At 49.2% G+C, this 23,840-nt stretch carries 22 protein-coding genes and 1 other RNA gene; 4 read left to right on the forward strand and 19 right to left on the reverse strand.

The window, feature by feature from the left end; genetic code table 11:
* Window positions 1–36 precede the first annotated feature (36 nt).
* Window positions 37–690 (reverse strand): lytic transglycosylase domain-containing protein, encoded by a 654-nt coding sequence (locus tag ACTHRH_RS00360; RefSeq protein ID WP_440413550.1) that lies wholly within the window; start codon window positions 688–690, stop codon window positions 37–39.
* Between the two features lie 235 nt (window positions 691–925).
* Between ACTHRH_RS00360 and ACTHRH_RS00365 the strand changes: the two genes are divergently transcribed.
* Window positions 926–1,963: an inorganic phosphate transporter gene (locus ACTHRH_RS00365; RefSeq protein WP_191964366.1), complete on the forward strand. Its 1,038-nt coding sequence runs from the start codon at window positions 926–928 to the stop codon at window positions 1,961–1,963.
* An 88-nt stretch (window positions 1,964–2,051) separates the two neighbouring features.
* Here the strand turns inward: ACTHRH_RS00365 and ACTHRH_RS00370 are convergent, their stop codons facing one another.
* Both ACTHRH_RS00370 and ACTHRH_RS00375 read right to left on the reverse strand, forming a co-directional pair.
* Window positions 2,052–2,423, reverse strand: a complete 372-nt coding sequence (locus ACTHRH_RS00370; protein WP_379289295.1) for a hypothetical protein — start codon at window positions 2,421–2,423, stop codon at window positions 2,052–2,054.
* 22 nt (window positions 2,424–2,445) lie between these two features.
* Window positions 2,446–2,655 carry a DUF1540 domain-containing protein gene (locus tag ACTHRH_RS00375; RefSeq protein ID WP_144934161.1) on the reverse strand — a complete coding sequence of 70 codons (210 nt, stop codon included), beginning with the start codon at window positions 2,653–2,655 and terminating at the stop codon, window positions 2,446–2,448.
* A gap of 201 nt (window positions 2,656–2,856) precedes the next feature.
* Between ACTHRH_RS00375 and ACTHRH_RS00380 the strand changes: the two genes are divergently transcribed.
* The 3 genes from ACTHRH_RS00380 to ACTHRH_RS00390 all read left to right on the forward strand — a co-directional run bounded on the left by ACTHRH_RS00380 (window position 2,857) and on the right by ACTHRH_RS00390 (window position 8,419).
* The gene (locus ACTHRH_RS00380) at window positions 2,857–5,406 is read left to right on the forward strand and encodes a carbohydrate binding domain-containing protein (protein ID WP_144934159.1); all 2,550 of its coding nucleotides are present in this window, start codon (window positions 2,857–2,859) and stop codon (window positions 5,404–5,406) included.
* 101 nt (window positions 5,407–5,507) lie between these two features.
* The gene (locus ACTHRH_RS00385; RefSeq protein ID WP_186328259.1) at window positions 5,508–6,392 is read left to right on the forward strand and encodes an AraC family transcriptional regulator; all 885 of its coding nucleotides are present in this window, start codon (window positions 5,508–5,510) and stop codon (window positions 6,390–6,392) included.
* A 173-nt stretch (window positions 6,393–6,565) separates the two neighbouring features.
* The gene (locus tag ACTHRH_RS00390) at window positions 6,566–8,419 is read left to right on the forward strand and encodes a S8 family peptidase (protein ID WP_379289291.1); all 1,854 of its coding nucleotides are present in this window, start codon (window positions 6,566–6,568) and stop codon (window positions 8,417–8,419) included.
* A 72-nt stretch (window positions 8,420–8,491) separates the two neighbouring features.
* Here the strand turns inward: ACTHRH_RS00390 and rnpB are convergent.
* The 16 genes from rnpB to ACTHRH_RS00470 form a co-directional block, all read right to left on the reverse strand.
* Window positions 8,492–8,921, reverse strand: an RNA gene (gene rnpB, locus ACTHRH_RS00395) — RNase P RNA component class A.
* 64 nt (window positions 8,922–8,985) lie between these two features.
* Entirely contained in the window at window positions 8,986–10,101 is a 1,116-nt protein-coding gene (locus ACTHRH_RS00400) for a Nif3-like dinuclear metal center hexameric protein (RefSeq protein ID WP_379289289.1), read from the reverse strand.
* Window positions 10,068–10,844 carry a tRNA (adenine(22)-N(1))-methyltransferase gene (locus tag ACTHRH_RS00405; protein WP_144934153.1) on the reverse strand — a complete coding sequence of 259 codons (777 nt, stop codon included), beginning with the start codon at window positions 10,842–10,844 and terminating at the stop codon, window positions 10,068–10,070. Before ACTHRH_RS00405 ends, ACTHRH_RS00400 begins: the two co-directional genes overlap by 34 nt.
* Before the next feature lies 1 nt (window position 10,845).
* The gene (locus ACTHRH_RS00410) at window positions 10,846–11,721 is read right to left on the reverse strand and encodes a hypothetical protein (RefSeq protein WP_379289286.1); all 876 of its coding nucleotides are present in this window, start codon (window positions 11,719–11,721) and stop codon (window positions 10,846–10,848) included.
* A 70-nt stretch (window positions 11,722–11,791) separates the two neighbouring features.
* Window positions 11,792–12,913: an RNA polymerase sigma factor RpoD gene (gene rpoD / locus ACTHRH_RS00415; protein WP_144934149.1), complete on the reverse strand. Its 1,122-nt coding sequence runs from the start codon at window positions 12,911–12,913 to the stop codon at window positions 11,792–11,794.
* Between the two features lie 42 nt (window positions 12,914–12,955).
* The gene (gene dnaG, locus ACTHRH_RS00420) at window positions 12,956–14,788 is read right to left on the reverse strand and encodes a DNA primase (RefSeq protein WP_144934147.1); all 1,833 of its coding nucleotides are present in this window, start codon (window positions 14,786–14,788) and stop codon (window positions 12,956–12,958) included.
* Window positions 14,789–14,826: 38 nt separating this feature from the next.
* Window positions 14,827–15,291, reverse strand: coding sequence for a YaiI/YqxD family protein (locus tag ACTHRH_RS00425; RefSeq protein WP_144934145.1), 465 nt, complete (start codon window positions 15,289–15,291; stop codon window positions 14,827–14,829).
* A 90-nt stretch (window positions 15,292–15,381) separates the two neighbouring features.
* Window positions 15,382–16,203, reverse strand: a complete 822-nt coding sequence (locus tag ACTHRH_RS00430; protein ID WP_144934143.1) for a pyruvate, water dikinase regulatory protein — start codon at window positions 16,201–16,203, stop codon at window positions 15,382–15,384.
* Window positions 16,204–16,695: 492 nt separating this feature from the next.
* On the reverse strand, window positions 16,696–17,442 hold the full coding sequence (gene recO, locus ACTHRH_RS00435) for a DNA repair protein RecO (protein ID WP_379289284.1): 747 nt from the start codon (window positions 17,440–17,442) through the stop codon (window positions 16,696–16,698).
* Window positions 17,443–17,538: 96 nt separating this feature from the next.
* Complete coding sequence (locus ACTHRH_RS00440; RefSeq protein WP_144934139.1) at window positions 17,539–17,679, reverse strand: YqzL family protein; 141 nt, start codon at window positions 17,677–17,679, stop codon at window positions 17,539–17,541.
* 98 nt (window positions 17,680–17,777) lie between these two features.
* Complete coding sequence (gene era / locus ACTHRH_RS00445) at window positions 17,778–18,674, reverse strand: GTPase Era (protein ID WP_144934137.1); 897 nt, start codon at window positions 18,672–18,674, stop codon at window positions 17,778–17,780.
* 90 nt (window positions 18,675–18,764) lie between these two features.
* On the reverse strand, window positions 18,765–19,163 hold the full coding sequence (gene cdd, locus ACTHRH_RS00450; protein WP_144934135.1) for a cytidine deaminase: 399 nt from the start codon (window positions 19,161–19,163) through the stop codon (window positions 18,765–18,767).
* A gap of 35 nt (window positions 19,164–19,198) precedes the next feature.
* Window positions 19,199–19,897 (reverse strand): diacylglycerol kinase family protein, encoded by a 699-nt coding sequence (locus ACTHRH_RS00455; RefSeq protein WP_440413557.1) that lies wholly within the window; start codon window positions 19,895–19,897, stop codon window positions 19,199–19,201.
* Window positions 19,894–20,415: an rRNA maturation RNase YbeY gene (gene ybeY / locus ACTHRH_RS00460; RefSeq protein WP_144934131.1), complete on the reverse strand. Its 522-nt coding sequence runs from the start codon at window positions 20,413–20,415 to the stop codon at window positions 19,894–19,896. Before ybeY ends, ACTHRH_RS00455 begins: the two co-directional genes overlap by 4 nt.
* Before the next feature lie 3 nt (window positions 20,416–20,418).
* Entirely contained in the window at window positions 20,419–22,659 is a 2,241-nt protein-coding gene (locus tag ACTHRH_RS00465) for an HD family phosphohydrolase (RefSeq protein WP_440413560.1), read from the reverse strand.
* A 17-nt stretch (window positions 22,660–22,676) separates the two neighbouring features.
* Window positions 22,677–23,648, reverse strand: a complete 972-nt coding sequence (locus ACTHRH_RS00470) for a PhoH family protein (protein WP_150960030.1) — start codon at window positions 23,646–23,648, stop codon at window positions 22,677–22,679.
* Window positions 23,649–23,840 lie beyond the last annotated feature (192 nt).

Below are 23,840 nucleotides of genomic sequence, written 5' to 3' on the forward strand. Positions count from 1 at the left end.
AAAAGACCGTCTTGCGATCTTTTCTTCCGTTGATGATCAGACCTTATAAGTTTCCTTCAGATCCAGAACTTTCGTTATATAATTTCGCGTTTCGGCAGGCAGTCGGTCGAAATGAGCCCGCAAATCGCGTTCGGTTGCTATTCCCAATCGGTCTACCCTTCCGGGACCGGCATTATATGCCGCCAAAGCTACAGCTTCCTGCCCGTTATATTTAGCCAATAAGGCGGCCAAATAACGGGTGCCTCCGTTAATGTTCTGCTCCGGGTCCATGGAATCCGCAACCCCGAGAGCCTTCGCCGTACCGTCCATCAGCTGCATCAATCCTTTGGCCCCGGCATGCGATTGAGCGGTCGGATTAAACGAGGATTCCGCATGGATCACCGCTTTAATCAAAGCTGCATCCACACCGTATTTCAGCGCCGCTTCATGAATTAACGGATCGTAAGTGGTCGGTTTGCTTAAGGAAGGATGAGGAACGGCTTGTCCGACAAGCCCTGAGCCGCTGCTCTTGGGTGCGGGATCGGGTTCCGTGACCGTTTCCAGCCTGACAATCTCCTCGAGAAGCCCTGCGAAAGTGGACGCGGATCTGCCTAAAGCATAAGGACTAACGGATGAAAAAATATTCGTCTGTTCGTATAACTGCAGCTGCAGCATTTGCTGCACAGTGCGCGGATCGATCTTCATTGACATATAACCAGCCTTCTTTCCCTTCTCCGAGCATACTTCCTTTATTGTACACTTTTTCCCGGCGAGCATCCACTATTAAATGCAGGCATATTAAACGACTTATAACCAAAGCTTATGGGTCTCTAAATTTGGGCTGATAGGTAATGCACCTATAGGAGGGCTAATGACATATGTTACCAATAGGTTATCAGGGGATTAGTTTAGCGCTGTTTTGCGAATGGCCAAGGGAGTGAATTTATTGCTTTTAATTATTATTGCTTTTTCCATTGCTTTCTTCTTCGCTGCCAATATCGGAGCTAGCGGAACCGCCGCCGCCATGGGCTCCGTATACGGCAGCGGAGCTCTGAACAGCCGCAGACTGGCCGTCATTCTGGCGGCTGTCTTTGCCGTTGCCGGAGCCATTCTTGGCGGCGGGGAGGTTGTCACCACGATCAGTAAGGGCATCATTTCCTCCTCATCGATAACGGTGCAGGTTACCGTAATCATCCTGCTCTCTGCCTGTACTACGCTTTTTATTGCTAACCGGATGGGCATCCCTCTGTCTACAAGTGAAGTGACCGTCGGCAGCATCGTCGGGGCCGGCCTGGCCGGCAGCGGGGTTTACTGGCAGAAGGTGCTTTTTATCGTCTCTACCTGGCTGGTCATACCTTTTCTTGCTTTTGCTATCGCTTTTGTGATCGGCCGTTTACTTTCCGGTAAGGAGGATATGTGGAGGCGGAGATGGCCTAGACTCATCCCCAGACTGCTTACTATTCTGCTCATTATCGCAGGCTGCTACGAAGCTTTCTCCGCGGGAATGAACAATGTGGCGAATGCCATTGGCCCGCTGATCGGGGCAGGGGTTATTGATACGACTTCGGGAATTTGGATCGGTTCCTTGTTCCTGGCCGCCGGGGCTATTACGATGGGCGGTAAGGTGTTGGAAACTAACGGCAAGAAAATTACGAAGATGACTCTTCTTCAAGGCAGCATTGTATCCTTTACGAGCGGCTCTCTCATCATCGGCGCATCCGTATTGGGGATACCGGCTCCGCTGACGCAAGCGACGACCATGGCGATTATCGGTGTCGGCACCGAGAAGGCCGGCTGGCATCTTTTCCGGAAACCGGTCATCAAAAAAATATTTGCCGTCTGGTTTTTCTCCCCCATTTCTTCGTTATTAATGACTCTTGCGCTCATGCAGTGGCTTCTTTACCAGTCACCCGCTTTAATCATTTGCGTATTGGCCTCCGTCCTCTTCGCGGCTTATTATAAATTTTTTCAAAAAGTTTGGTGATTGGTTATAGCTTGAAAAAGCAAAAAACTCAGGCATAGCTTGAAGCTTGCCTGAGTTTTCTGCCGCTTGCCCGTTGTCTACCCGATTATTAATAATAGGGACCCAAAAACAAAGCGACGAACAAACTTGCCAAACCAAGAACGATTGACCATGCCCCCATGGTACGGTTTCCCTGTAAAAATGTTATAAATCCCAGAACAGCTGCGGCAGGACCCAGAACGGTCGGCAGGAAGAATAAAGAGACGATGGCCGCGATCAAAGCAACCCAGCCCAGGACACGGGTCGTTTCCAGTTCATTACCGACTTGACCCGCATCGTCTTCCGTTTTAACCGGGGCCGCCGGAAAAGGGGCTACCTCGGAAGCAAATTCCGCATCATCATCCAAGCCTTGACGGCGGCGTTCCTCGTCCTTTCGGTTCCAATCCGGCTTGTTTGCTTTGTTGGACTTCTTTTTACTCACTTCATGCGTCACCTCTTTTCCGTTATTTCTTGGGCTTGAAGGTGTGACAGCACGTTTCGCGACTTTTGTGGGCTGCATCCTTATGATCGCTGTCGAAGGATTCCCCTGCAAATTCTTCATTGAATTTGGCATTCGCATGTTTGTCCACTTCAATCATGATGAGATCCGCAACGCAATTATTGCCTTCGGACCAGTAGCTGCAGTTAGCTACGCTGCATTTTACATCCGGCATCGTCTTCACCTCCCACCTTCATTCTTCCCTTTCGCGGATCCCGGCATTCTTTCCAAAACCTACTCATCGACATTGGACAACCCATGGTTTTCATTCAATTTAAGTAAAAATTTGATCGGTGAAAGTAAAAATAAGCAACGAAAAGAAAACGCTTTTATAGGATAATACGGTGTAGAATCTAATCTGAAATGGAGGATTATAATGATATCCAGGAACAAACTTATCTTTTATCCCGCACGAATTTGGTTAATGGCTGCACTCGTTCTCCTCTTGACTTGCTCAGGCATTGGAAATCGGGCTTTGGCTGCCGATCTTCAAGTAAACAACTTTAGTTTCGAACAAGGTCTGGCAGGCTGGACCAAAATTATGGACAAGGACAATGGAAATGATAACAGCTTAAAAGGAAGCGATATACTGGTTACGTCGGAACAAGCCAGTCACGGCGAATTCAGTGTCCGCATTTACGATGCCAAAAAATCAAGAAGCTTCGGGTTGGAAAGCGAGAAAATTTCGATAGAAGCGGGGGCTGTCTATATTGTATTCGCGGATGTCCTGGTCGAAAGCGGAAAAGCGGATTTAATCATTCGTTATTATAACCAGCATGGTGAATTGCTGGAGGAAGCTAATACATCCGTCGAGCCAACCGATACCTGGAAGACCGTTCAAGTAAGCAGGACGGCTCCCGAAGAAGCCTCCTACGCCACGATTCTTCTTAACTCCGATAAGAAAAACGAAGGAACGGCTTACTGGGATCATGTGCGGTTTACAAAAGATTATACCAATCTCGGAGTGCAGGTCGGCACTTCGGCCCCTCTCGGATCTACTTTCGGAATAGGGGAAAATCAGAATAAAATTTACTCGGTTGTGACAGGCAACGCGAATGATCGGCCCATCATGCAAATCATTGACGCGGATAATGAAAGGGTCATAGACGCGATTACTTTGCCGAGTGCCGGCGTCAACCCGACCGGAGTCTGGGCCGCAACAACCTCAACGGATGGAATGATCTATCTAGGTGCGTATCAGAATGGCAGAATGTATAAATATGTACCGGGTGAGACGACGATAACCGATCTCGGAACGCCTCTGCCGAATGAGGCATTTGTTTGGGACCTTACTCCAGGCAAGGACGGTAAGGTATACGGAGGTACATTCGACCGCGCAGGATTCTTTGAATATGATCCGGTTAAAGGCTTCACCCGGATTGGGAACATGCCAATCTATGAGCCGCCCGGAGAGGATTACAAATACCTCAGGGCATTGGTCCATGATCCTGGAAACAATGTTTCTTACCTTGCCGTCGGTTCAAACGCGTCCGTTGTCCATTATGATCATGAAACCGGGAATATGACGGACATATTGCCGGCTCGATATAAAACAACCCCCTTGGCAGGTGCTGTCGACTATGAAGGAGAACGTGTATTCGTTTCACTGGGAGGTTATATCGTTGTATTGGACGTCACGGTTGATTCGAACGGAACCGTTACTGCTACAGAGGATGCGGCGATCGCCAGCACGACTCCGCGGGTATCGCCGGAACGGAATGGGAAAGTATACTTGATACAAAAAGGCGGCCTTGCCCGTTATGATATTTCCTCCCGAGAAGTGACGCCTGTCGGTCATGCGGTTCCCGGACGTGTTCAGCGCTTCGGTTGGGTTAAGCTGCAGGATCAGGAGAATTACCCCGGGGAAACGTTAGTAGCGATTGCTTCTACAAACAATGAGACTTATCTTATGAAATTTAACCCTCAGAATGAGAATTTCCGCATGGTTCGTGTTGAAAATACTCCGCGTATACCCGGGGCAATCAACAGCATCGGACAAGGGCCGGACGGAAATATTTATACAAGCGCATTTTTATATGGCGGTCTGGGGGTATATGAACCCTTTAACGGCGACTCCAATGACCGGCAGCCGGAGCATGTTTATGCACCGATCGAGCAAATAGATCGTATGTGGTCATATAATGACAAACTATACTTAGGGGTTTACCCGGGCGGAAAGTTATATGAATATGATCCCAAGCTGCCATGGAACCCCGGTGTCAATCCGAAGCTATTGATCCACACTGCCCCATACGATCAGGATCGTCCGAAAGCCATCGCTTACGGGAATAATAAAGTGTTCATGGGCACGGTTGGCGAAACCGGGCAGAGAGAAGGGGCTTTATCCGTTTATGATTACGAAACAGGAACAGTCACTGTCCATAAGAACATCGTTCAGGAGCAGAGTATTATAGCACTTGCTTACTATGACGGATTGTTGTACGGCGGTTCATCTATTCGGGTAGGATATTCAAGCACGCCGTCGCAGGAAGAAGCGAAGCTGTTCGTGTATGACCCTGAAACACAAACCAAGACGGCCGAATACAGTTTACCTGCGGCTTACGACGGCAAGAAGCTGACCTCGATTACGGAATTAAAAGTGATTGACGATAAAATATGGGGATTTGCCGAAGGCTACCTGTTCGTATTCAATCCGGAAAATCGCACATTTGAATACTTCGACGAAAAATTCCCCGACGTCCGTTATCCCGGAGGAACATATCGGGATGCCGATCTGGTGGCGATAGACAAGGATCCGAATTATGTATACGGTACGATTGGCAGCAAATATTTGTTTAAAATTAACAAAGAGGATAAAGAAATAACTATCTTAAGATCGGACGGAGCCGACTTTCTGACGAATGATTCGCTTGGAAATCTGTATTTTAAACATAACGATACGGAACTGTGGCGGTATTCCTTCTAATTTTCCAAACACAATTAACGGGACACTTCTAAACCGAAGGCGTCCCGTTTTTTGTTATAATGGAATGGGAAAATAATGAATGGAATGGATGGGTGTTGTACATGATCTCAACATTATTGTATGAGGATTCTTTGACCCATAAGCTTTACGGGAAGAGCCGGCTTCCGATATTTATTATGGAGAAATTCATGAAGAGGGATTACCCGCTCCACCATCATAATTTCGCAGAATTAAGTCTCGTCATTGATGGAACCGGCGTGGAGATATTGAATGGAAAGCCGCACCGCTTTAAACGCGGAACCGTATCGTTTCTGCTGCCGCATCATATTCATGAAGTTCAACTGCATCAGCCTATTGTACATAAATACAATTGCATGTTCGATATCCAGCTTTTGCTTACAAACAGGTCGAGCGATATCCTCGTCAATTTCTTGCTAAAGACCGGGACAATCCTTCCCTCTCACTACGATTTGGATGAAGAACAGACTGCCTTCATGGAACAGATTTTTAAATCGATGGAGGTAGAATACAATAGCGAAAAATTCGGCAAAGATGCCGTTCTGCATTCCAAGCTGCTTGAAGCTTTCGTTTTTTTGTTCCGAACCATCCATCCGGAAGAAGCCAATATTTCACTGTCAACCGATTCGCAGCGGAATGTACTTGATTTGCTTTATTATTTGCATCTTCATTTTCACAATGATCTTACACTGCATGGGCTAGCCAAACAGTTTAATTGGAACGCCTCCTACATCAGCCGCCTTTTTAAGCAGCATGTCGGCCAGAGCTTCATTGACTATCTCCACTTCTTAAGAGTTGAAAGAGCGGCATCTCTTCTGGCATCAACATCAATGAGCATCCTGGACATCGCTCTGGAAGTAGGCTTCAATAGTTCGCAAACGCTTTCAAGGGTGTTTAAGAAGTTTAAAGGCGTCTCGCCGAAAGAATTCCGGGAAGCGCATCTGAATACTGTATCCAAAATGAGATGACTGTCAAAGTAAAAAACCCAAATTTCCCCTCCCTCCTGCCCGTAATTTGCAAATGCTGCTCCGCATAATTCGCTATCACAAATCGAAATCTAACAAGAGGAGGCTTATAACGGGCTTCCGAAATAAACCGCCAAGAGCGGTTACCTTTTACCCTAAAGGAGGTGCAGGAAAATTTGGGAAAACGCATAGCGTTGTTATGTTTGCTTACTTCATTGACTCTTGTCCCGGCCGGATGCCTGAACCGTCCCCCCGAGCAGATGTCGGGTGAGCAGGAGCTTGAACACAAACATAAGCTTGTCGCTCAGGACGTGCAAATTACCGAGCAATTATGCCGGACTCAATGTGCCTCCATTCTTAAGCAAACAGCCAATGAATTGAAAGCCAGTGATCCGGATGCGATTGTGAACCGGCTTCATTCGCTGCATGCCAGTCATCCTCACATGACCCGCTTGCTTTGGTCCCCTAATGACCAGCCGCTGGAGCAAGCCAAGACCGCAGGACAAATCGATGCCGCTGCGGAACAGACGCTGCAGCCGAAATTGAACGAAGCGAAGGAAGCCGCCAAGGCGGGCCGTTCTTACGAATCGGAAGCGATCAAAGTGGGGGCACATACGTATTTCGTTCTCGGAGTTCCCGTGAATGAAAATTCGTCACTCGTTGCCGCAGTACGTCAAGATATTTTAAATGATGTAGATGCCAAGCAGCGGCAAAATTTACGCACTATCCCTTACCCTGCGGAAGGAAACTGGAAGATTGAATCGGTTGAGGCAGGAACGCTTAAGGACAAAAAAATCGATCACCCTGAAGAAAATGGGCGATCCAGCCACTACAACGTCAACGAAATCGTGGTCAAGTTCAAGAAGCCTCCGACCGATACTCAATTAAACCAGATCAAGCAGGAAATTCACGCTCCTGCAGATGCCCAGAAGCTTGGAAACACCTATGTGTTTCAATCCGGGTCGATGGATGCGAAGCAGCTGCTGAGCTATTTTGAAAAGTGGGATGTCGAATATGCCGAACCCCATTTCTTGTATCTAACTAACGAAGATACTGTGCGTGTACCGACAGAGCCCGCTCCCGGAGTCGTTCCTAACGATGCTTTGTACACGAAGTATCAGTGGAATTTCCCGATCATTGCCACGGACCGCGCCTGGGAGCTGGACCGCGGGAACAGAGAGGTCATTGTCGGGGTTGTCGATACAGGCGTGGACTTGAATCATCCCGACCTTAAGGACAGGCTTCTGAAAGGCTGGAACGTGATCGCCCAGAACAATTCTCCGGCGGATGACGTCGGTCATGGCACTCATGTCGCCGGGGTGGTGGCTGCCGCAACGAACAACAATCTCGGGGTAGCCGGAATGACCTGGTATAATCCGGTGCTGCCCGTCAAGGTGCTGGATCATACGGGAGCCGGCAGCACCTATGCGGTCGCTCAAGGAATTATTTGGGCAACCGATAACGGGGCGAAAGTCATCAATCTGAGCTTGGGGAACTATGCCGACGCCAATTTCCTTCATGATGCGGTTCGTTATGCCTTCGAAAGAGACGTCGTGCTAATTGCCGCAAGCGGAAATGATAATACTGAGCAGCCGGGATATCCTGCCGCTTACCCCGAAGTCTTCGCCGTTGCCGCTACGGATGCGGATAAGAAAAAGGCCCCCTTCTCCAACTACGGGGATTATATCGATGTAGCTGCGCCGGGCGTAAGCATAGCCAGCACCTATATGAACAACCAGTATGCGGCATTATCCGGCACATCCATGGCCAGCCCTCACGTGGCCGCCCTGGCCGGTTTGATCCGCTCCGTCAATCCGCTGCTCAAAAATACGGAAGTAATGGATATTATGCGGAAATCGGCCGATGATCTGGGAACGCCCGGGAAGGATAAATATTTCGGTTACGGGCAGATCAATGTCAACCGGGCTTTGCAGATGGCCGCCCGCGGAAGAGAGTCGGCAGCCAATTGGGATGAATGGCTGCAGCGTGACATAGATCGGTTGGAATCCCGTTACGGGCTGAAGGAATAGCTTATAGTTTTTTAAGTAAAGCATATAGAAAAACCCGCCCCCAAGGGCGGGTTAATGCATTGATTAGATTATGTGGAAAGTTTGCCATAAGCCGGGTTCTGTACTTCCAGTGGTCCGAACGGGATCAGACCCTCCCACCATTGAAGTGACAATCATCTATCTAGGCCGTACATTACTGCACGACTCATGCGACCAACCCGAACGCACCTCGGGCTAAGGCTGTAAGACGAATCTTACGGCGTTCCTCTTAGGTCTTGCTCCGGATGGGGTTTACCAGGAAATAAGTCGCCATATTTCCTCGTGGTCTCTTACACCACGGTTCCACCCTTGCCTGTGCTATTCGATATGGAATAGATCCAGCATCTTATAGCCATCGGCGGTCCATTTCTGTGGCACTATCCTTCAGCTCGCGCTGACTGGACGTTATCCAGCATCCTGCCCTATGGAGCCCGGACTTTCCTCCCGCTGCGTCACCGCAGCCGGCGATTGTCTGTCAAACTTCCCAATCTATAAAATTATACAATGGTTCATGTTCAATTACAACCGCCAAAAGCTGGCACCATCAATTACAGGAATCGGAAAACCTCCGTATTGATTTGCGAAGTTGTTACTTCCGTATCATAACGGCCATCCGCCAGCGCCTTGGTTAAATAAGCGGCCACCCCGGCCTTCATGATCTTCTCGGAATTATGCCCGGGATCGATAATACATAGCCCGGCGGCTAAGGCATCCTGTGCCGAATGATAATCCACGTCTCCCGTGATGAGCACATCGGCGCCGGCGAATAACGCAGAACCGATATACCGGCTGCCCGATCCTCCTAATACGGCTGCCTTATTCAGCATTGTCCCGGGCTCGCCGACAATTCTAACGGCCGGAACGTCGAATGCCTTCTTGACCTGCTCGGCCAGTTCAGCCAAACTTATCGACTGAGGCAAGCGGCCCACCCGGCCCAGACCAAGCTTTCGGCCGGAAAGATCCAGCGGATAAAGGTCGTACGCAGGCTCCTCGTAAGGATGGGCTTTGAGCATGGCTTGAATGACCTTACCCTGAAGGCTTTCCGGCACAATCGTTTCGATCCGGATTTCCAGAACCTCCTCGAACTTCCCGGTTGCACCTATATAGGGGTTAGTCCCTTCACCTGGCTTGAACGTTCCGACTCCCGACAGATTGAAGCTGCAATGGCTGTAATCGCCAATTGCTCCCGCCCCGTTATCAAGCATCGCCATCAGCACTCGCTCATGATGATCTTGCGGAACGAAAACGACCAATTTCTTCAGCTTCTCCGTAAAAACGGTGTCCAAAGGCTTGGTATTCTCAAGCTTCAGGGCATCCGCCATCATATCATTGATGCCTCCATCCGCTACATCCAGGTTGGTATGCGCGATATAAACCGCAATGTCATGCTTGATAAGCTTGGCATATACACGGCCCGCAGGAGTATCCGTCTGCAAATGCTTGAGAGGCCGGAAAATAATCGCATGGTGGGCGATGATCAGATCCACTTGCTCGGAAATCGCCTCGTCCACGACCTCCTCGACCACATCCAGAGTCACCATCACTTTCCTGATTTCTTTGTTCAGGGTACCCAATTGTAGCCCGATCCGGTCATCCGGAACCGCATAATGCCTCGGAGCGAGCTTCTCCATTAGCTGGATAACCGTTTGGCCTTTTGCAAACATTGCAATACCTCCTTAATTCGGTCAATCCTCTTATTTATTTGCTCCTGCTTGGCTTCCGATGCTTCCAGCCGGGAGTTGGCCAATTGATCGGAAACTTTGACCAGCTTGTCGATTTCCCGTTCCCATTTGGCAACGAATACGGGAGACACCTCTTGGACCAAATAAGGTCCCATGCTTATCAAATCGGCTCGTTCCAGCATGATTCCCTCCGTGCCTTCCACAGGCCGGACGCAATAAAGCGCCTGATTAGCCTCTTCCGCTTCCTCCGACCGGATCGCCGCCATGATTTCGTAGATTTTGCCGTCTTCTTCCATAATGTGCTCCTGCTCCAGGAACCATCCGTTATCCAGCAGCCACTGGCGAACCGCTTCTTCTCCTACATTGGGCTGCAGAATAAGCCTTCGAATGGAAGGAAGGGCTGCAATCCCTTCGCCTAGAATACGCGCGATCAGATGCCCTCCCATGCCGGCTATGACCGCCACATCCGCTTCCCCGTCCTTCAACACGGACAGTCCGTCCCCGTTACGCACATCAATCTGGCGCGACAGGCCGGCTTCACGGACTTGCTTGGCGGCAGCGGCATAAGGTCCGGGATTCAGTTCACCGGCTATAGCAGATTCTATCGTCCCCTGCTGCACCAAGTAAACCGGCAGTAAGGCATGGTCGGAGCCGATATCGGCCAGACGGCTTCCTTGCGGAACCAATAATGCAATTTGCTTCAATCTTTTTGATATAGTTATCATTCTAAACAATCCAATCGGTCCATTTTTTTCTGAACATATATAAAATGATTGCTGCTGCGGCCCATTTGCCCAGCCAGAGAAGCTGCAATGCCTCTTTAGGAAAATCACTGTTCACATAACCGTAAACCTCGGGGATGAACCAAATCAGGGCTCCAACCGCCAATAATACCGAAGCGGCCGATCGATGATGCCTGTGCAGCAGCCATCCAACCCATATTAGCAAAATTCCGCCAGGAATCCATGCCATCTCCAGCTCTATCCAATCCGGATGAAGCAGGTAGCGATTTAGCATGGATGCATATATGACCAGAAGCAGAATCCATCCGGCGAAATGAAACAAGGGCAGCCTGGCTGACAGGCCCGCTACCATCCAGATGACTGCACAGGCTGCGGCATAGGCAGACAGTACTGTCTCCGCAGCACCCGCGCTGCCTAACAGATTCACCCCTCCTGCCAAAAGCAGCAAGGAAGCAGCCCCCATGCAAATGCAGGAAAGAACCGGAAGCCGGTTCCGCAAACGTATCCCAAAGCCGTAGCATACAATAACGAAAAAGGAAACGGCGGCTATTTGCAATGGGAGGGGAAAAGAGTTAAAATTAAAAGCAATCAAACAAATTATCCCAACAGTTCCAAAAAATGATAACCAACTGCGAAGGCTTCCTTTACGAATAGCGGCCGGAGACAGCCCATGCCAGCCCCGATCATTCCTGTCCTCCGGATCGTCTTGATACAGATTGAGCAGGAAATCGCAGTACTGCTCGGGAAGCAACCGGCTGCTGCGCCATTCCCTAATTTCCCGGATAATCAGCTTTCTTCTCTCCGGTTCCAAACCGTTCACCTCATTCCAACGGGATGAGACAAGCCGGGAGCCTGTCATACAGTGCTCAGCTTCAACCCGTTTATCCGAAAAAAATTGGCCTTACTGCAAGCAGAAAGGCCAAACGGAATTATTCTAGAAAATCCTTTAACCGTTTGGAACGGCTAGGGTGACGAAGCTTGCGCAGAGCTTTCGCTTCGATCTGCCGGATTCTTTCCCGGGTGACTCCGAAGACTTTACCCACTTCCTCCAAAGTCCGGGTACGGCCGTCATCCAGTCCGAACCGAAGCCGGAGTACATTCTCTTCCCGCTCGGTCAATGTATCCAGCACATCCTCCAGCTGTTCCTTAAGCAGCTCGTAGGCTGCCGCGTCTGCCGGAGCCAGCGCTTCCTGATCCTCTATAAAATCTCCAAGATGAGAATCATCTTCCTCACCGATTGGGGTTTCCAAAGAAACCGGTTCTTGGGCAATTTTCATAATTTCACGCACTTTATCCGTGCTTAAATCCATTTCCTTGGCGATTTCTTCCGGCGTAGGCTCTCTTCCCAATTCCTGCAGCAGCTGACGGGAGACACGAATTAACTTGTTAATGGTCTCCACCATATGAACAGGAATACGAATCGTTCTCGCCTGATCGGCAATAGCCCTTGTTATCGCTTGACGAATCCACCATGTAGCGTAAGTGCTGAATTTAAAGCCCTTCGTAAAATCAAACTTCTCGACCGCTTTAATTAAGCCCATATTCCCTTCCTGAATCAAATCAAGGAACAGCATTCCGCGACCTACATATCGTTTGGCAATGCTGACCACCAGCCTCAGGTTGGCTTCGGCCAGTCTGCGCTTCGCTTCTTCGTCCCCATTCTCTATTCTCTTGGCAAGGTCGACTTCATCTTCTGCAGATAAAAGCGGAACGCGGCCAATTTCTTTCAAGTACATACGGACCGGATCATTAATTTTAATTCCCGGGGGCAGAGATAAATCGTCGTCGAAATTAAACTCGTCGTGCTCCTGCTCATCATCTCCGATAGGAAGAACATCTTCTTCCGAATCGTTGCCGACATCGATTCCAAGCTCGGACAATTGTTCGAAAAATTCATCGATCTGCTCCGGATCCTGATCGAACGGGGCCAATTTCTCCATAATATCTTTATAAGTAAGTGTGGATCGTTTTTTACCCAATTCGATTAATTGATCCTTAACCTGTTCCAAAGTCAATTCTGTTTCCAGCTCCGTATGATGTTCGTTCGCCATAATGTCTGCTCCCTCCTACCTAGAATCATCAAAAGGTAGAACCTACAATGATTTCATTTGTTTCTCTAGAATGATGATTTCACTAGCAATTTGTGCCGCCTGGACGATATTTCCCGCACGCTCCGCCTGGATCATCTCTTGTTTCTTTTGCTTGATAGCGTTCAGGCAAGGCACTTTCTTAATTTCTTGAATGTAATCTTCTATCACTTGAGGATTGATTCCTTGCCCGCTTTCCCGGATTGCGATAGAGCTGGCCAGCCGGCTTAGTTCCTCGTCTTGCAGGAAAGCCAAAAAACGGCTGATATCTGGCCGGTTCCCTTCATTATAAAAAGCGTACAAATAGGCAGCCAGGGCTGCGTGATCTTCTATATTGAATTGGTCCCCGATCCTTATACTGACCTCTTCCGCAATATCCCGGTCCAGCATCATGGCAGCAAGCAGTTTGATTTCCGCAATATGATAAGCAGGTAATAGGGAGGGGGCTTCATCCTTAGCTCTATTATTATCTATTACATTATTCCACGGATTTTCGTTATTATCCCCGTTTTCCTGCATTTTTAGAAATTGCTGGCGAAATTCGTTCATTTCCTGCTTGATCGCTTCCACCGGATAAGAAAATTCATCGGACAAAGCCTTGACATGGTGCTCCCGCTCTATAGGCGATGAGATCTCCGCTATTATCCTTGCGGCTGCCTTCAAATAGCGGACCGTATCGTTCTTGTCCTTAAAATTAAAGTTGCTGCGGATATAGGTCAATCTGAACTGGACCGCCGACATGGCATAATCCAGCACTTCCGATCGAAATTTATCCGCTCCTCTAGCCGTAATATATTCATCGGGATCCGCGCCGTCGGGAATATAAGCCACTCTAACCTGCAGCCCTGCCTTCTCCAGGATAGGCAGGCTTTTGTACGCGGCCGTTTGACCGGCCCGATCTCCGTCATAACATATAACGACCCGATCGGCCAATCTGCGCAGCGCCAGCGCATGTTCCTGGGTTAAAGCCGTCCCCATCGTCGCCATCCCGTTCACCACGCCCGCTTCCCACGCTTTAATGACATCCATATATCCTTCAAAAAGAACGGCATGCCCCGATTTTCGTATCGCTGGCCGGGCATGGTGCAAATTGAACAATTGACGGCTTTTGTTAAATAGCGGCGTCTCGGGACTGTTTAAATATTTGGGCTGCAAATCCCCGAGCGCACGTCCTGCAAAAGCTATGACCCTCCCCTTATAATCATGAATCGGAAAGATGATCCGGTCCCTAAACCGATCAACAAAGCCGCTTCCATCCGATCGCTCCACGATAAGACCTGCCTTCTCAAGCAATGTCTGAGGCAGCTCCCGTTTGAGCAGAAACTGAAACAACTTATCCTTCATGGCCGGAGCGTAACCAATTTGGAAAAAATCGAGCCATTTATCGCTCAATCCCCGGGAACGCAAATATTCAAGCGCATGCTTTCCCTGCTCCGTATTTAGAAGAATATAGTGGTACCACTTAGCGGCCAATTCGTGAGCGGTCAGCATAGCCGATGCTTCCTTCTGCTTCTCCGTTTCTTCTCCGGTAGGAGTATCCCACGTAATCGGAATATTGGCCTCTTCAGCCATATGGCGTACGGCCTCGACGAAGGAATAGCTTTCCATCTCCATCAGGAAGTTAATGCTGTTTCCGCCCGCATGACACCCGAAGCAGTAATAGGTTTGCCTTTCCGGTGTCACCGTAAAGGAAGGAGTTTTCTCGGAATGGAAGGGACATAATCCTTTCAAATAGTGGCCCTGCTTCGTCAGTTTTACGTACTTGCCCACTACATCGGCAATATCATGGTGCTTTAAGACGGCTTCTATGACCTCTTCAGGAATTCGTCCGTAGCTCATTCCTCATCACCTTCATTCGTTAACACGTATACTATTCGCTACATTGGGCCGTTTTCCTGCAAATTCCCCAAAAGTTTTGTCAAAGTTTGTAGAAATCGCTCCCGATCCTCATCGGTAAAGGGTTTCGGTCCCTTCGTATGCTTCCCGGAACGGCGCTTTTTGGACTGCTCGTGCCTTCTTTCCAACAAGAAATCAATGGTCCGGTCGGTATAAATCTGCCCCCGGTTCGACAGCACGTGCGCTCTTTTGGCCAGGCCGATCGTAGCCAGGCCGAAATCCTGAGTCACCAACACATCCTGAGGGGAGAGTTGATTGGCGATATACATGTCGACGGATTGATCCGAACGGTCCACCTGGATCACCCGAACTCCATCGCAGGGGGACAACTGATGGTCGAAGGAAGCGACCATCCACACACTAACGCCATAAATGCCCGCCGCCTTGATGATTTCGGCCTTCACCGGACACGCGTCGGCATCGACTATTACTTTGGGTCCCTGCATTATACCGTCTTCCTTTCGCGCCCCGGTGGTTTATTCGTCATTTATATATACGCTTCGAACAGAAGAAATCCTTCCAATCTTCGCAAAAACCTATTTCCTTGTCCGCATAATATCTTCGATCAGGCTGGCGGTTTCTTCGACGGCCTTATTGGAGACATCGATCACGACGCATCCGAGCCGCGACATAACGGAGGCGGAATAGTCCAATTCCTCATTGATCCGCTCCACCTTCGCATAATTGGCGTTCCCGGCCAATCCCAATGCTCTCAGTCGTTCTTTCCGTATGACATTCAGCTTGTCCGACCGGATCGTCAACCCAACAATTTTCTTGCTCGAAATAGTGAACAGCTCATCGGGAAGCTTCATTTCGGGCACAAGCGGCACGTTCGCCACCTTAAAGCGTTTATGCAGCGCCAGATACATAGCCAGAGGCGTTTTGGAAGTCCGGGAGACGCCGACAAGAACGATATCCGCCTTGAGAATTCCCCGGGGATCTCGCCCATCATCGTATTTGACGGCAAATTCAATGGCCTCTACCTTCTTGAAATAAGCTTCATCCAATTGATGAATCATACCCGGCTCATGCCTGGCCGGACGATGAAGCACTTTCTCCAGATTGGAAATGATCGGGCCCAGCAGATCAATGGTAATGACCTGTTGAATAACGGCCTGCTCCAGCAAGTAGTCCCGCAGCTCCGGAATAACCAATGTAAAGACGATCACTCCATTAGCTTGCTTAGCGGTTTGCACAATGCGATCGATTCCTTGCCGGTCATGAATATAGGTCGCTCTTCGAATATCTATTTTTATAGGTGAAAATTGGACTGCAGCCGCTTTTACAACCGATTCTCCCGTTTCGCCGGCGGAATCGGAAACTACAAAGACGACAGGTGAAGAAATAGGCTCCGTCAAGTGCAACCCCCCTTTTTCAATACATTAACCTTATAAAAGCTAATGAAATCTCTGTTTTTCATAGTAGTGCATTATATTATATACGCATGATTGCAAAAATTGTTTCATTTTCATCATTTTATTTGAATCCGGTGATCAAAAAGCTCCTGTCGGACTATTTCATGGATGAACGACCCCGTTTAAAGGATGTTCAGGACGTAATAACTTATTGGACGTTTAACTGGATTTTATACAGCTAGTTTTTTCCTCCGGAGCGAAAGACGGAAACTAAGTGGACAAACTGCAGCTAGTTTGTGCAAAAAAGACGATTTCAGCGAAAACCTTGATTCTAAATGTAGTTTTTCCATTTATTTAAATCAATTTATACCGTTCACTTGAATTTAACTACATAAAATACAGTTAAATCGTCGACCCATCTGGTAAATAACACTCCCGCCCCTTTTCTGACCGATTCGGGACGGGAGTAATCGTAGTGCATACTGCTTGCTAAAGCTAAAGCTTGTACTTTTCCATCTGGTCCAAGAAGCTTCTTGATTTCCACCGGACATCCAGATAAGTATCCATAAAGCCTCTCATGGCCGCTTTCAGAACTGCTTTCGTCTCGTCCTTAACCTCCGCCGTTCCCAGCATGCGCAAATCGACTCTCTGAAACAAGCGAAGCAGGCGCAGAATCTTGGCGGACACAGGCATGGCATGATGATCCTTGGCCTTGCATGCGGAGCACAATATCCCCCCGTTGGAAGGACTTAATACCATATCGCCCGAAGTCCGGCCGCAAGAGACGCATTGCTCCAATTGAGGAAGGTATCCGGACAAAGCTAATATTTTCATCTCCATGATATGAATTACAATCATAGCATCCTTGCCTTCCGCAATCGCGGACAGACCGGCCAGCAGCTGCTCGAACATGACGAGATCGGGTTCGGCCTCCGGCATCATCCGCTCGACCAGCTCGACCAAATAGGCGGCATAGGCAGCCTTATGCAGATCTTCTCTTATCTCTTGATAAGAATGAATCGGTTCCCCGTGATTCAGGGTCCCCATCTGACTGCCTTTATAAATAACAAAATCGCCATGCGTAAATAACTGCGCAATGGCGGAATATCTGCTCTTGACCTTCTTCGCTCCCCGCACCATCACGCTTATCTTCCCCATAGACCGCGTGAAGAGGGATATAATTTTGTGGCCTTCCCCATAATCCATCGTGCGGATAACGATACCTTCCGTCCGGTTAAGCATAGGCTTCGTTCCTCTCCGTATAAGCCGAATCGCTTTAGAGGTATGGCGATTTATTGTATGCGGTGCTCCAAGCTTAACAACCCGGGCACCGTTTCTTCAGTCGATCCATTCCTCGCGGTCCGGCTCCTCTTCCGTCAGATTCCATTCGTCTTCCGGCCAATCATCCTTGTCTTTATAAAGCAAATAAGCGTCTATATTTCCCGTTCGGGTAAAATAATCCCAATAGAACTCTCTCATAAGCAACACCCTTCCAAAGAAAAGTATCGATGCTTACTCATTAGAATGCTTTATTGCTTAAGCTCCTATGCGAAGCAATTATTAACAGTTGCTTACAATCAATCGTGCCGGAAACCGAGATCCTTCAAAATGCGCTCCTGATTGCGCCAATCCTTCTTCACCTTGACCCAGAGCTCGAGAAAAGTCTTGGAACCGAGCAGCCGCTCTATATCGACCCGCGCCTGCCTGCCGACTTCCTTCAGCATCGCTCCCTGCTTGCCTATGATAATCCCTTTCTGCGAATCGCGTTCGACGAAGATGACGGCCGAAATATGAACGACACCGTTCTCTTCCTGCCTCATATCCTCTATCGTGACCGCGATGGAATGGGGGATTTCCTCCCTTGTCAGATGCAGTATTTTCTCACGAATAAGCTCCGCGCAGACGAATTGCTCCGGGTGGTCTGTCACCTGATCCGCCGGATAGTATTGAGGTCCTTCCGGCAAATAGCGGACAATAATGTCCAGTAAGTTGGCAACATTATTTCCCTGCAGAGCCGATACCGGAACAATCTCGGCGAAAGAATACAGGTCTTTATATTGAGCGATTATCGGCAGCAGCTCTTCCGGATGCACACGGTCGATTTTGTTAAGCACCAGCAGTACCGGAGTATTTACCTGCTTAAGCCTTTCTATAATAAACCGGTCCCCGCCGCCAATCCCTTCCGCCACATCGACCAAAAACAGGATCGCATCTACTTCGTTAAGCGTCCCTTCCGCCACTTTCATCATATAGTCGCCCAGCTTGGACTGGGGCTTATGAATTCCGGGCGTATCCAGAAAAACAATTTGACTGCTGTCGGTCGAATAGACGCCGTGAATTTTATTTCGTGTCGTTTGCGGCTTGTCGGACATAATCGCTATCTTCTGGCCGATCACCTGGTTGAGCAAGGTTGATTTCCCGACATTCGGCCGGCCGATAATGGCGACGAATCCTGAGTGAAATTTCTGATTCATTCCATCCCTCCTGCTGGTATTATACAATGTTGACGACGGTAAATAAAATGACCTGATACCCGTTGTGCGATTTTCCGCAAAGGACCGATTTCAGGTTGGCAGTGTAAAGGCGCCGGGAAGCAAGGCGGAAACCGTCGTTTCGCTGACATCACCCGCTAAATTGGCCATATACACCGGCATATCCGGCGCGCATAATTCGATCATGACCTGGCGGCAAACCCCACACGGGGTAATCGGAGCGGGAGTATCGCCGATCACCGCCAACGCCCGAAACGACCTCGGGGCTTGTCCGTCTGCAATCGCCCGGAACAGGGCTGTCCGCTCCGCGCAATTGGTCGGCCCATAAGCTCCGTTCTCCACATTGCAGCCGTGGAAGATCGTCCCGTCCGCGCCGATCAACGCACAGCCCACTTTAAAGCCCGAATAAGGAACATATGCTTTGTCGCGGGCCAATGCAGCCTCTTGAATCCATGCGGATACATCGTTCATTATGCTGTCCCCTCCTCAAATTTTTACTATTACTCCTATAATAACGTATGCAGCCAGAAAGCCATAATCGTGACGGTGACCCCAATAGCTCCTCCAAAAACCAGTGCCGGAAGCGTGCGGGTCCTTCTCTGATACAGTATGAGCATAAACAGGACAGACAAGCTGTAAGCCAGTACGGATACCAACGGATGGAAAGTCATCAGAACAATCAGCGTCGATATGGAAAAGGAGACGGCCATCCACAAGCTCGGGCGAACATAAGATTTGGCCGAAAACCGGGTTTCTGTCACGATCAGCGTAAAGGCGACCAATCCCAGATAAAGCCAAACCGCCGAGGAAGACAGCTTGGCCGGTTCCTCCCTAATCCCGCTTATCCATCTCTCCAGCGGTTCGAAGAACACGATCATCCCGACGGCAACGGCAAAAACCGCAGACACCAGAACAGAGGCTGCGGCGACATCTTTCGCGATTTTGGCCAACGGATGGACCTCCGGCATAGCCAGATCAACCGCTTTCTCGACTGCGGTATTAATCAGCTCCGTAACAATGACAAGAGTGACTGCGAGCAGAATGAATAAAATATCCCACTTGCCCAATCGGAAGAAGAGGGCGGAGAGAAGAGCGACAAAAGAAGCGGAAAAATGAAATTTCATATTCCGCTGGGTAGTTAAAGCATATTTAATTCCTTGGTAAGCGAAGCGGAAGCTTTTCAGCCATTTTGCAATCCCGTTCACCTGATCAAACCGGCCTCCTGCAATATTTCTTCCTGCTTGCGAAACATCCGCTTCTCTTCGTCCTCTGTCTGATGGTCATAACCGATCAGATGGAGAAAACCGTGTACGAACAAAAATCCGATTTCCCGGTTAATGGAATGGCCGTATTCGCCTGCTTGTTCTATCGCTCTCGGCACGGATATGATAATATCCCCCAACTGATCGGCGCCGAACAAGCTTCCGCCAAGCGTATCCTCGTCGGAAGCAATCTCCTCCAGCTCGCCGTAGTTGATTTCCAGCTCCCCGGCACCGAACTCCATCATCGGAAAGGAGAGGACATCCGTCGGCTTATCCAGTCCCCGGTATTCCTTGTTCAGCTTGCGGATTTCTTCGTCGGTAACAAAGCTCAGCGCGACTTCCCCGAGGGGAATATCTTCCCGCTTACCGGCGATTTGCAGCAATTCTTCAATCATGGAGATCAGCTCGGGAGTAATTTCTAACTGATCCTGTTCATTGCTCCATTCCAGCAATAAGGCCATCGTTTAAGACTCTCCTTTGCTATCGTTATTTTTAGGCAAATCGCCCGGGTATTCAATACGGGCATGGAAGATGCCAAGCAATGTTTCTTTGAGCGCTTTGGCAATGGTATCCAAATCCTTGATCGTCAGGTCGCACTCGTCGAATTGCCCGTCATCCAGACGGTCTTTAATAATTTTACGTACCATGGAATCGATCTGTTCAATCGTCGGGCTCCGCAAGGAACGCACGGCCGCCTCCACACAGTCCGAAATTCCCACGATAGCCGCTTCTTTGGACTGCGCTTTAGGACCGGGATAACGGTATTCGCTTTCCTCAACGACCTTGCCTTCCCCGCTTTCCTCCGCCTGCTTAACCGCCTTGTAGTAAAAATACTTGAGCAGCGTCGTCCCGTGGTGCTGTTCGGCAATATCGCGGATCGCCTTGGGCAGGTTATGCTCCTTCAGCATCTCTACACCGTCCCGGGGATGTGCGGTAATAATCGCCTTGCTCAGGCTCGGTTCAATGCTGTCATGCGGGTTATCCATATTCATCTGATTTTCTATATAATAACTTGGGCGCTTGGTCTTGCCCATATCGTGATAATAAGAGCCCACCCGGCAGAGCAAGCCGTTAGCTCCCACCGCCTCTGCTGCGGCTTCTGACAGGTTACCGACCATAACACTATGATGGTAGGTGCCCGGGGCTTCGGTCAGCAGCTTGCGAAGCAGCGGCAGGTTCGGATTAGACAGCTCGACCAGCTTGAGTGGAGACAGAATCCCGAAGGCCATCTCGAAGAACGGCATAATTCCGATCACCAGAATGGCACTAATAATGCCTCCGACAGCCGCGAACGACAATCCGTAAGACAGATCCGTCATCGTAAACCGGTTATCCAGCAGAGCCTGAGTGACGATACCGAGACAGCCGAAGACCGATATCATAATCCCGGCCTTCAAGATCGTAATCCGCTGACTGGCCTTGTGCAAGGAAAAGATAGCGGCAAAGCTTACAATCAGCGAAACGAACAGGTAACGGTAATCCATCAGCCGATCCTGGTCCACGCTGAAGATAATCCCCGACATCAAACTGAAAATAATCGACGAGACGTAGGCAAGAGGCGCATCCAGCAGTACGATTACGAGCATCGTTCCCATAGCAACGGGGGCAAGGTAACCGATATGCGGATACTCCAAATTTTGTCCCAGGGAGACAATCTTCATTCCGATAATATTCAAGAAGAAGATCAGCAGAAGCATGACAAGCTGGGAATTGTTATTCCGGATGCTCAATTTGCTCTGGCGGATGAACATGAAAATGACCAGAACGAACAGCGCTACCAGCAGAGCCAGGCCCAAATGCGGACGAAAATCGGTTTTATCCTTGAGCAGGTTGAAGGTTTTGAGCCGCTGGTACGTCTCTTCCGTTATCATCTCGCCTTTATAGACAAGAACGTCATTCTTTCCGAACAGAACCGGCTTCGTATTCTCTCTTGCCTGAGCCCTGGCCTGATCGGTCTCCTTGGCATCATAAAACTTGTTGGGTGTCAGGGCAAAGCGAACAATTTCCTGCACCAGTTCCCGCGCCGTATTCTTCGTCAATGTCGAAGAGTTGACCATCTCGGTCACTTTGGCCCGGGCAGACTGCGCCTCCACAAGCGGGTCATTCATCAGCCGATTGACGATGTCCTTCGCTACCGTTTCCATGGCCGTCAAATCGTCCTTGGTCAGCCGCGGAAATTTATAGTAGCTTTCCTCCGAAAACTTGTACTGCTGCTCCAGCAGCTGCTTCTCAATCTCATTCATGAGAGTGTCGTTATAATTACCGGCCGCCCTCAATGTCTTCATAAATCTCTCTACATAATCCGTATAGATAGCCGGAAGCAAATTTCGATACAGATCGACTCTGACATCGAAGGTCATTTCCGGATCGGTATTATTCTGCTCAAGCTTGTCGAAGATCGTCTCGACAATTTGTTCATTCTTGATCGATACGATCTTATAAACCGGCTGAATCCGCGAAGCGGCCTCTTCCTTGGCTTTCTCCGTAGCCAGCGAATTCTCCTCCTGATAAGGAGCATAGATCGTCTTCTCACTGACTTTATTCGGCTGAATATCATAGGTTTCCGGAACGACTTCATTTAGAAGAGAAAAATAAAACAGAAGGGCAAAACCCAGCAATAACAAATAACGGATAACCGGGCTTGTTTTCCATTGACTGAACCGGGAGGGTGAATTCCCGGTAGCGGACGGTTCGTTTCTTGTCATGAAACTTTCAGTCCTCTCTATCCATGCTTTTCTTGATCCAGGTTGTAGGCGGTGATGATTTTCTGAACCAGAGAGTGACGGACCACATCCTGTTCGGAGAAATATACGAATCCGATTTCGTCGATGTTCTCCAGTATGCGCTCAGCCTCCACCAATCCGGATCGTTTGCCCCTGGGCAAATCGATCTGCGTGATGTCCCCGGTGATGACCATCTTCGAGCCAAACCCCAGCCGGGTCAGAAACATCTTCATCTGCTCCGGGGTCGTGTTCTGGGCTTCGTCCAGTATGATAAACGAATCATCGAGAGTTCTGCCCCTCATATAAGCGAGAGGAGCAATTTCAATCAAGCCTCTTTCCATGGACTTGGCAACCTGCTCTGCCCCCAGCACATCGTTAAGAGCATCATACAATGGGCGCAGATACGGGTCAACCTTTTCCTGAAGATCTCCCGGCAGGAAGCCGAGACTTTCTCCCGCCTCCACGGCAGGTCGGGTCAATATGATTCTCTTGACCTTGCCCTCCTTCAAGGCAGCCACGGCGAGCACGACAGCCAGGTAGGTCTTGCCGGTACCGGCCGGGCCGATGCCGAAGACAATGTCCTGTTTGCGAATTTTCCCGACATACTGCTTCTGTCCGATCGTCTTGATACGGATCGGCTTGCCTCTGTACGTATGTGTAATTTCCCCTTTGAATAAATCAAGCAGTTGATCCGCCATCATCTGTTTGGATAATTCCAGGGCATAATGGATGTCCCGTTCCGACAACGGATAGTTGTTCCGGACCAATTCCAGCAGTACCTCGAACAGCTGCTGCAGCCGCTGGGTCTCGCGGGCTTGTCCCTGAATGACAATCTCTTCTTCCCGGGAAAAAATTTTCGCATCGGTCTGCTTCTCTACGATAGACAGAAACTTGTCCTGCGGTCCAAACAACGATAGCCCCTCGGCTATGTTGGTTAGCGGTATTTTGACAATGTGTTCGCGATCGGTCAAAAGGCCTCAATCTCCTTAATCATCAGTAACTATATTATACGTAAGATATTATCGTATATGTGCTCCCGGAAGCAAATATTAATGCAAAGAAAAGAGCCACAGCTTTCTATTTCGGAAAGAAGCGGCTGTTATCGTAACCGGTTTTTGCTAGTTTGATATAGACTTCTGCATAAGCTTGTGAAGGCTGCTTTA

The organism is Paenibacillus sp. SAFN-117 (assembly GCF_051966115.1).
Lineage (GTDB): Bacteria > Bacillota > Bacilli > Paenibacillales > NBRC-103111 > Paenibacillus_L > Paenibacillus_L residui.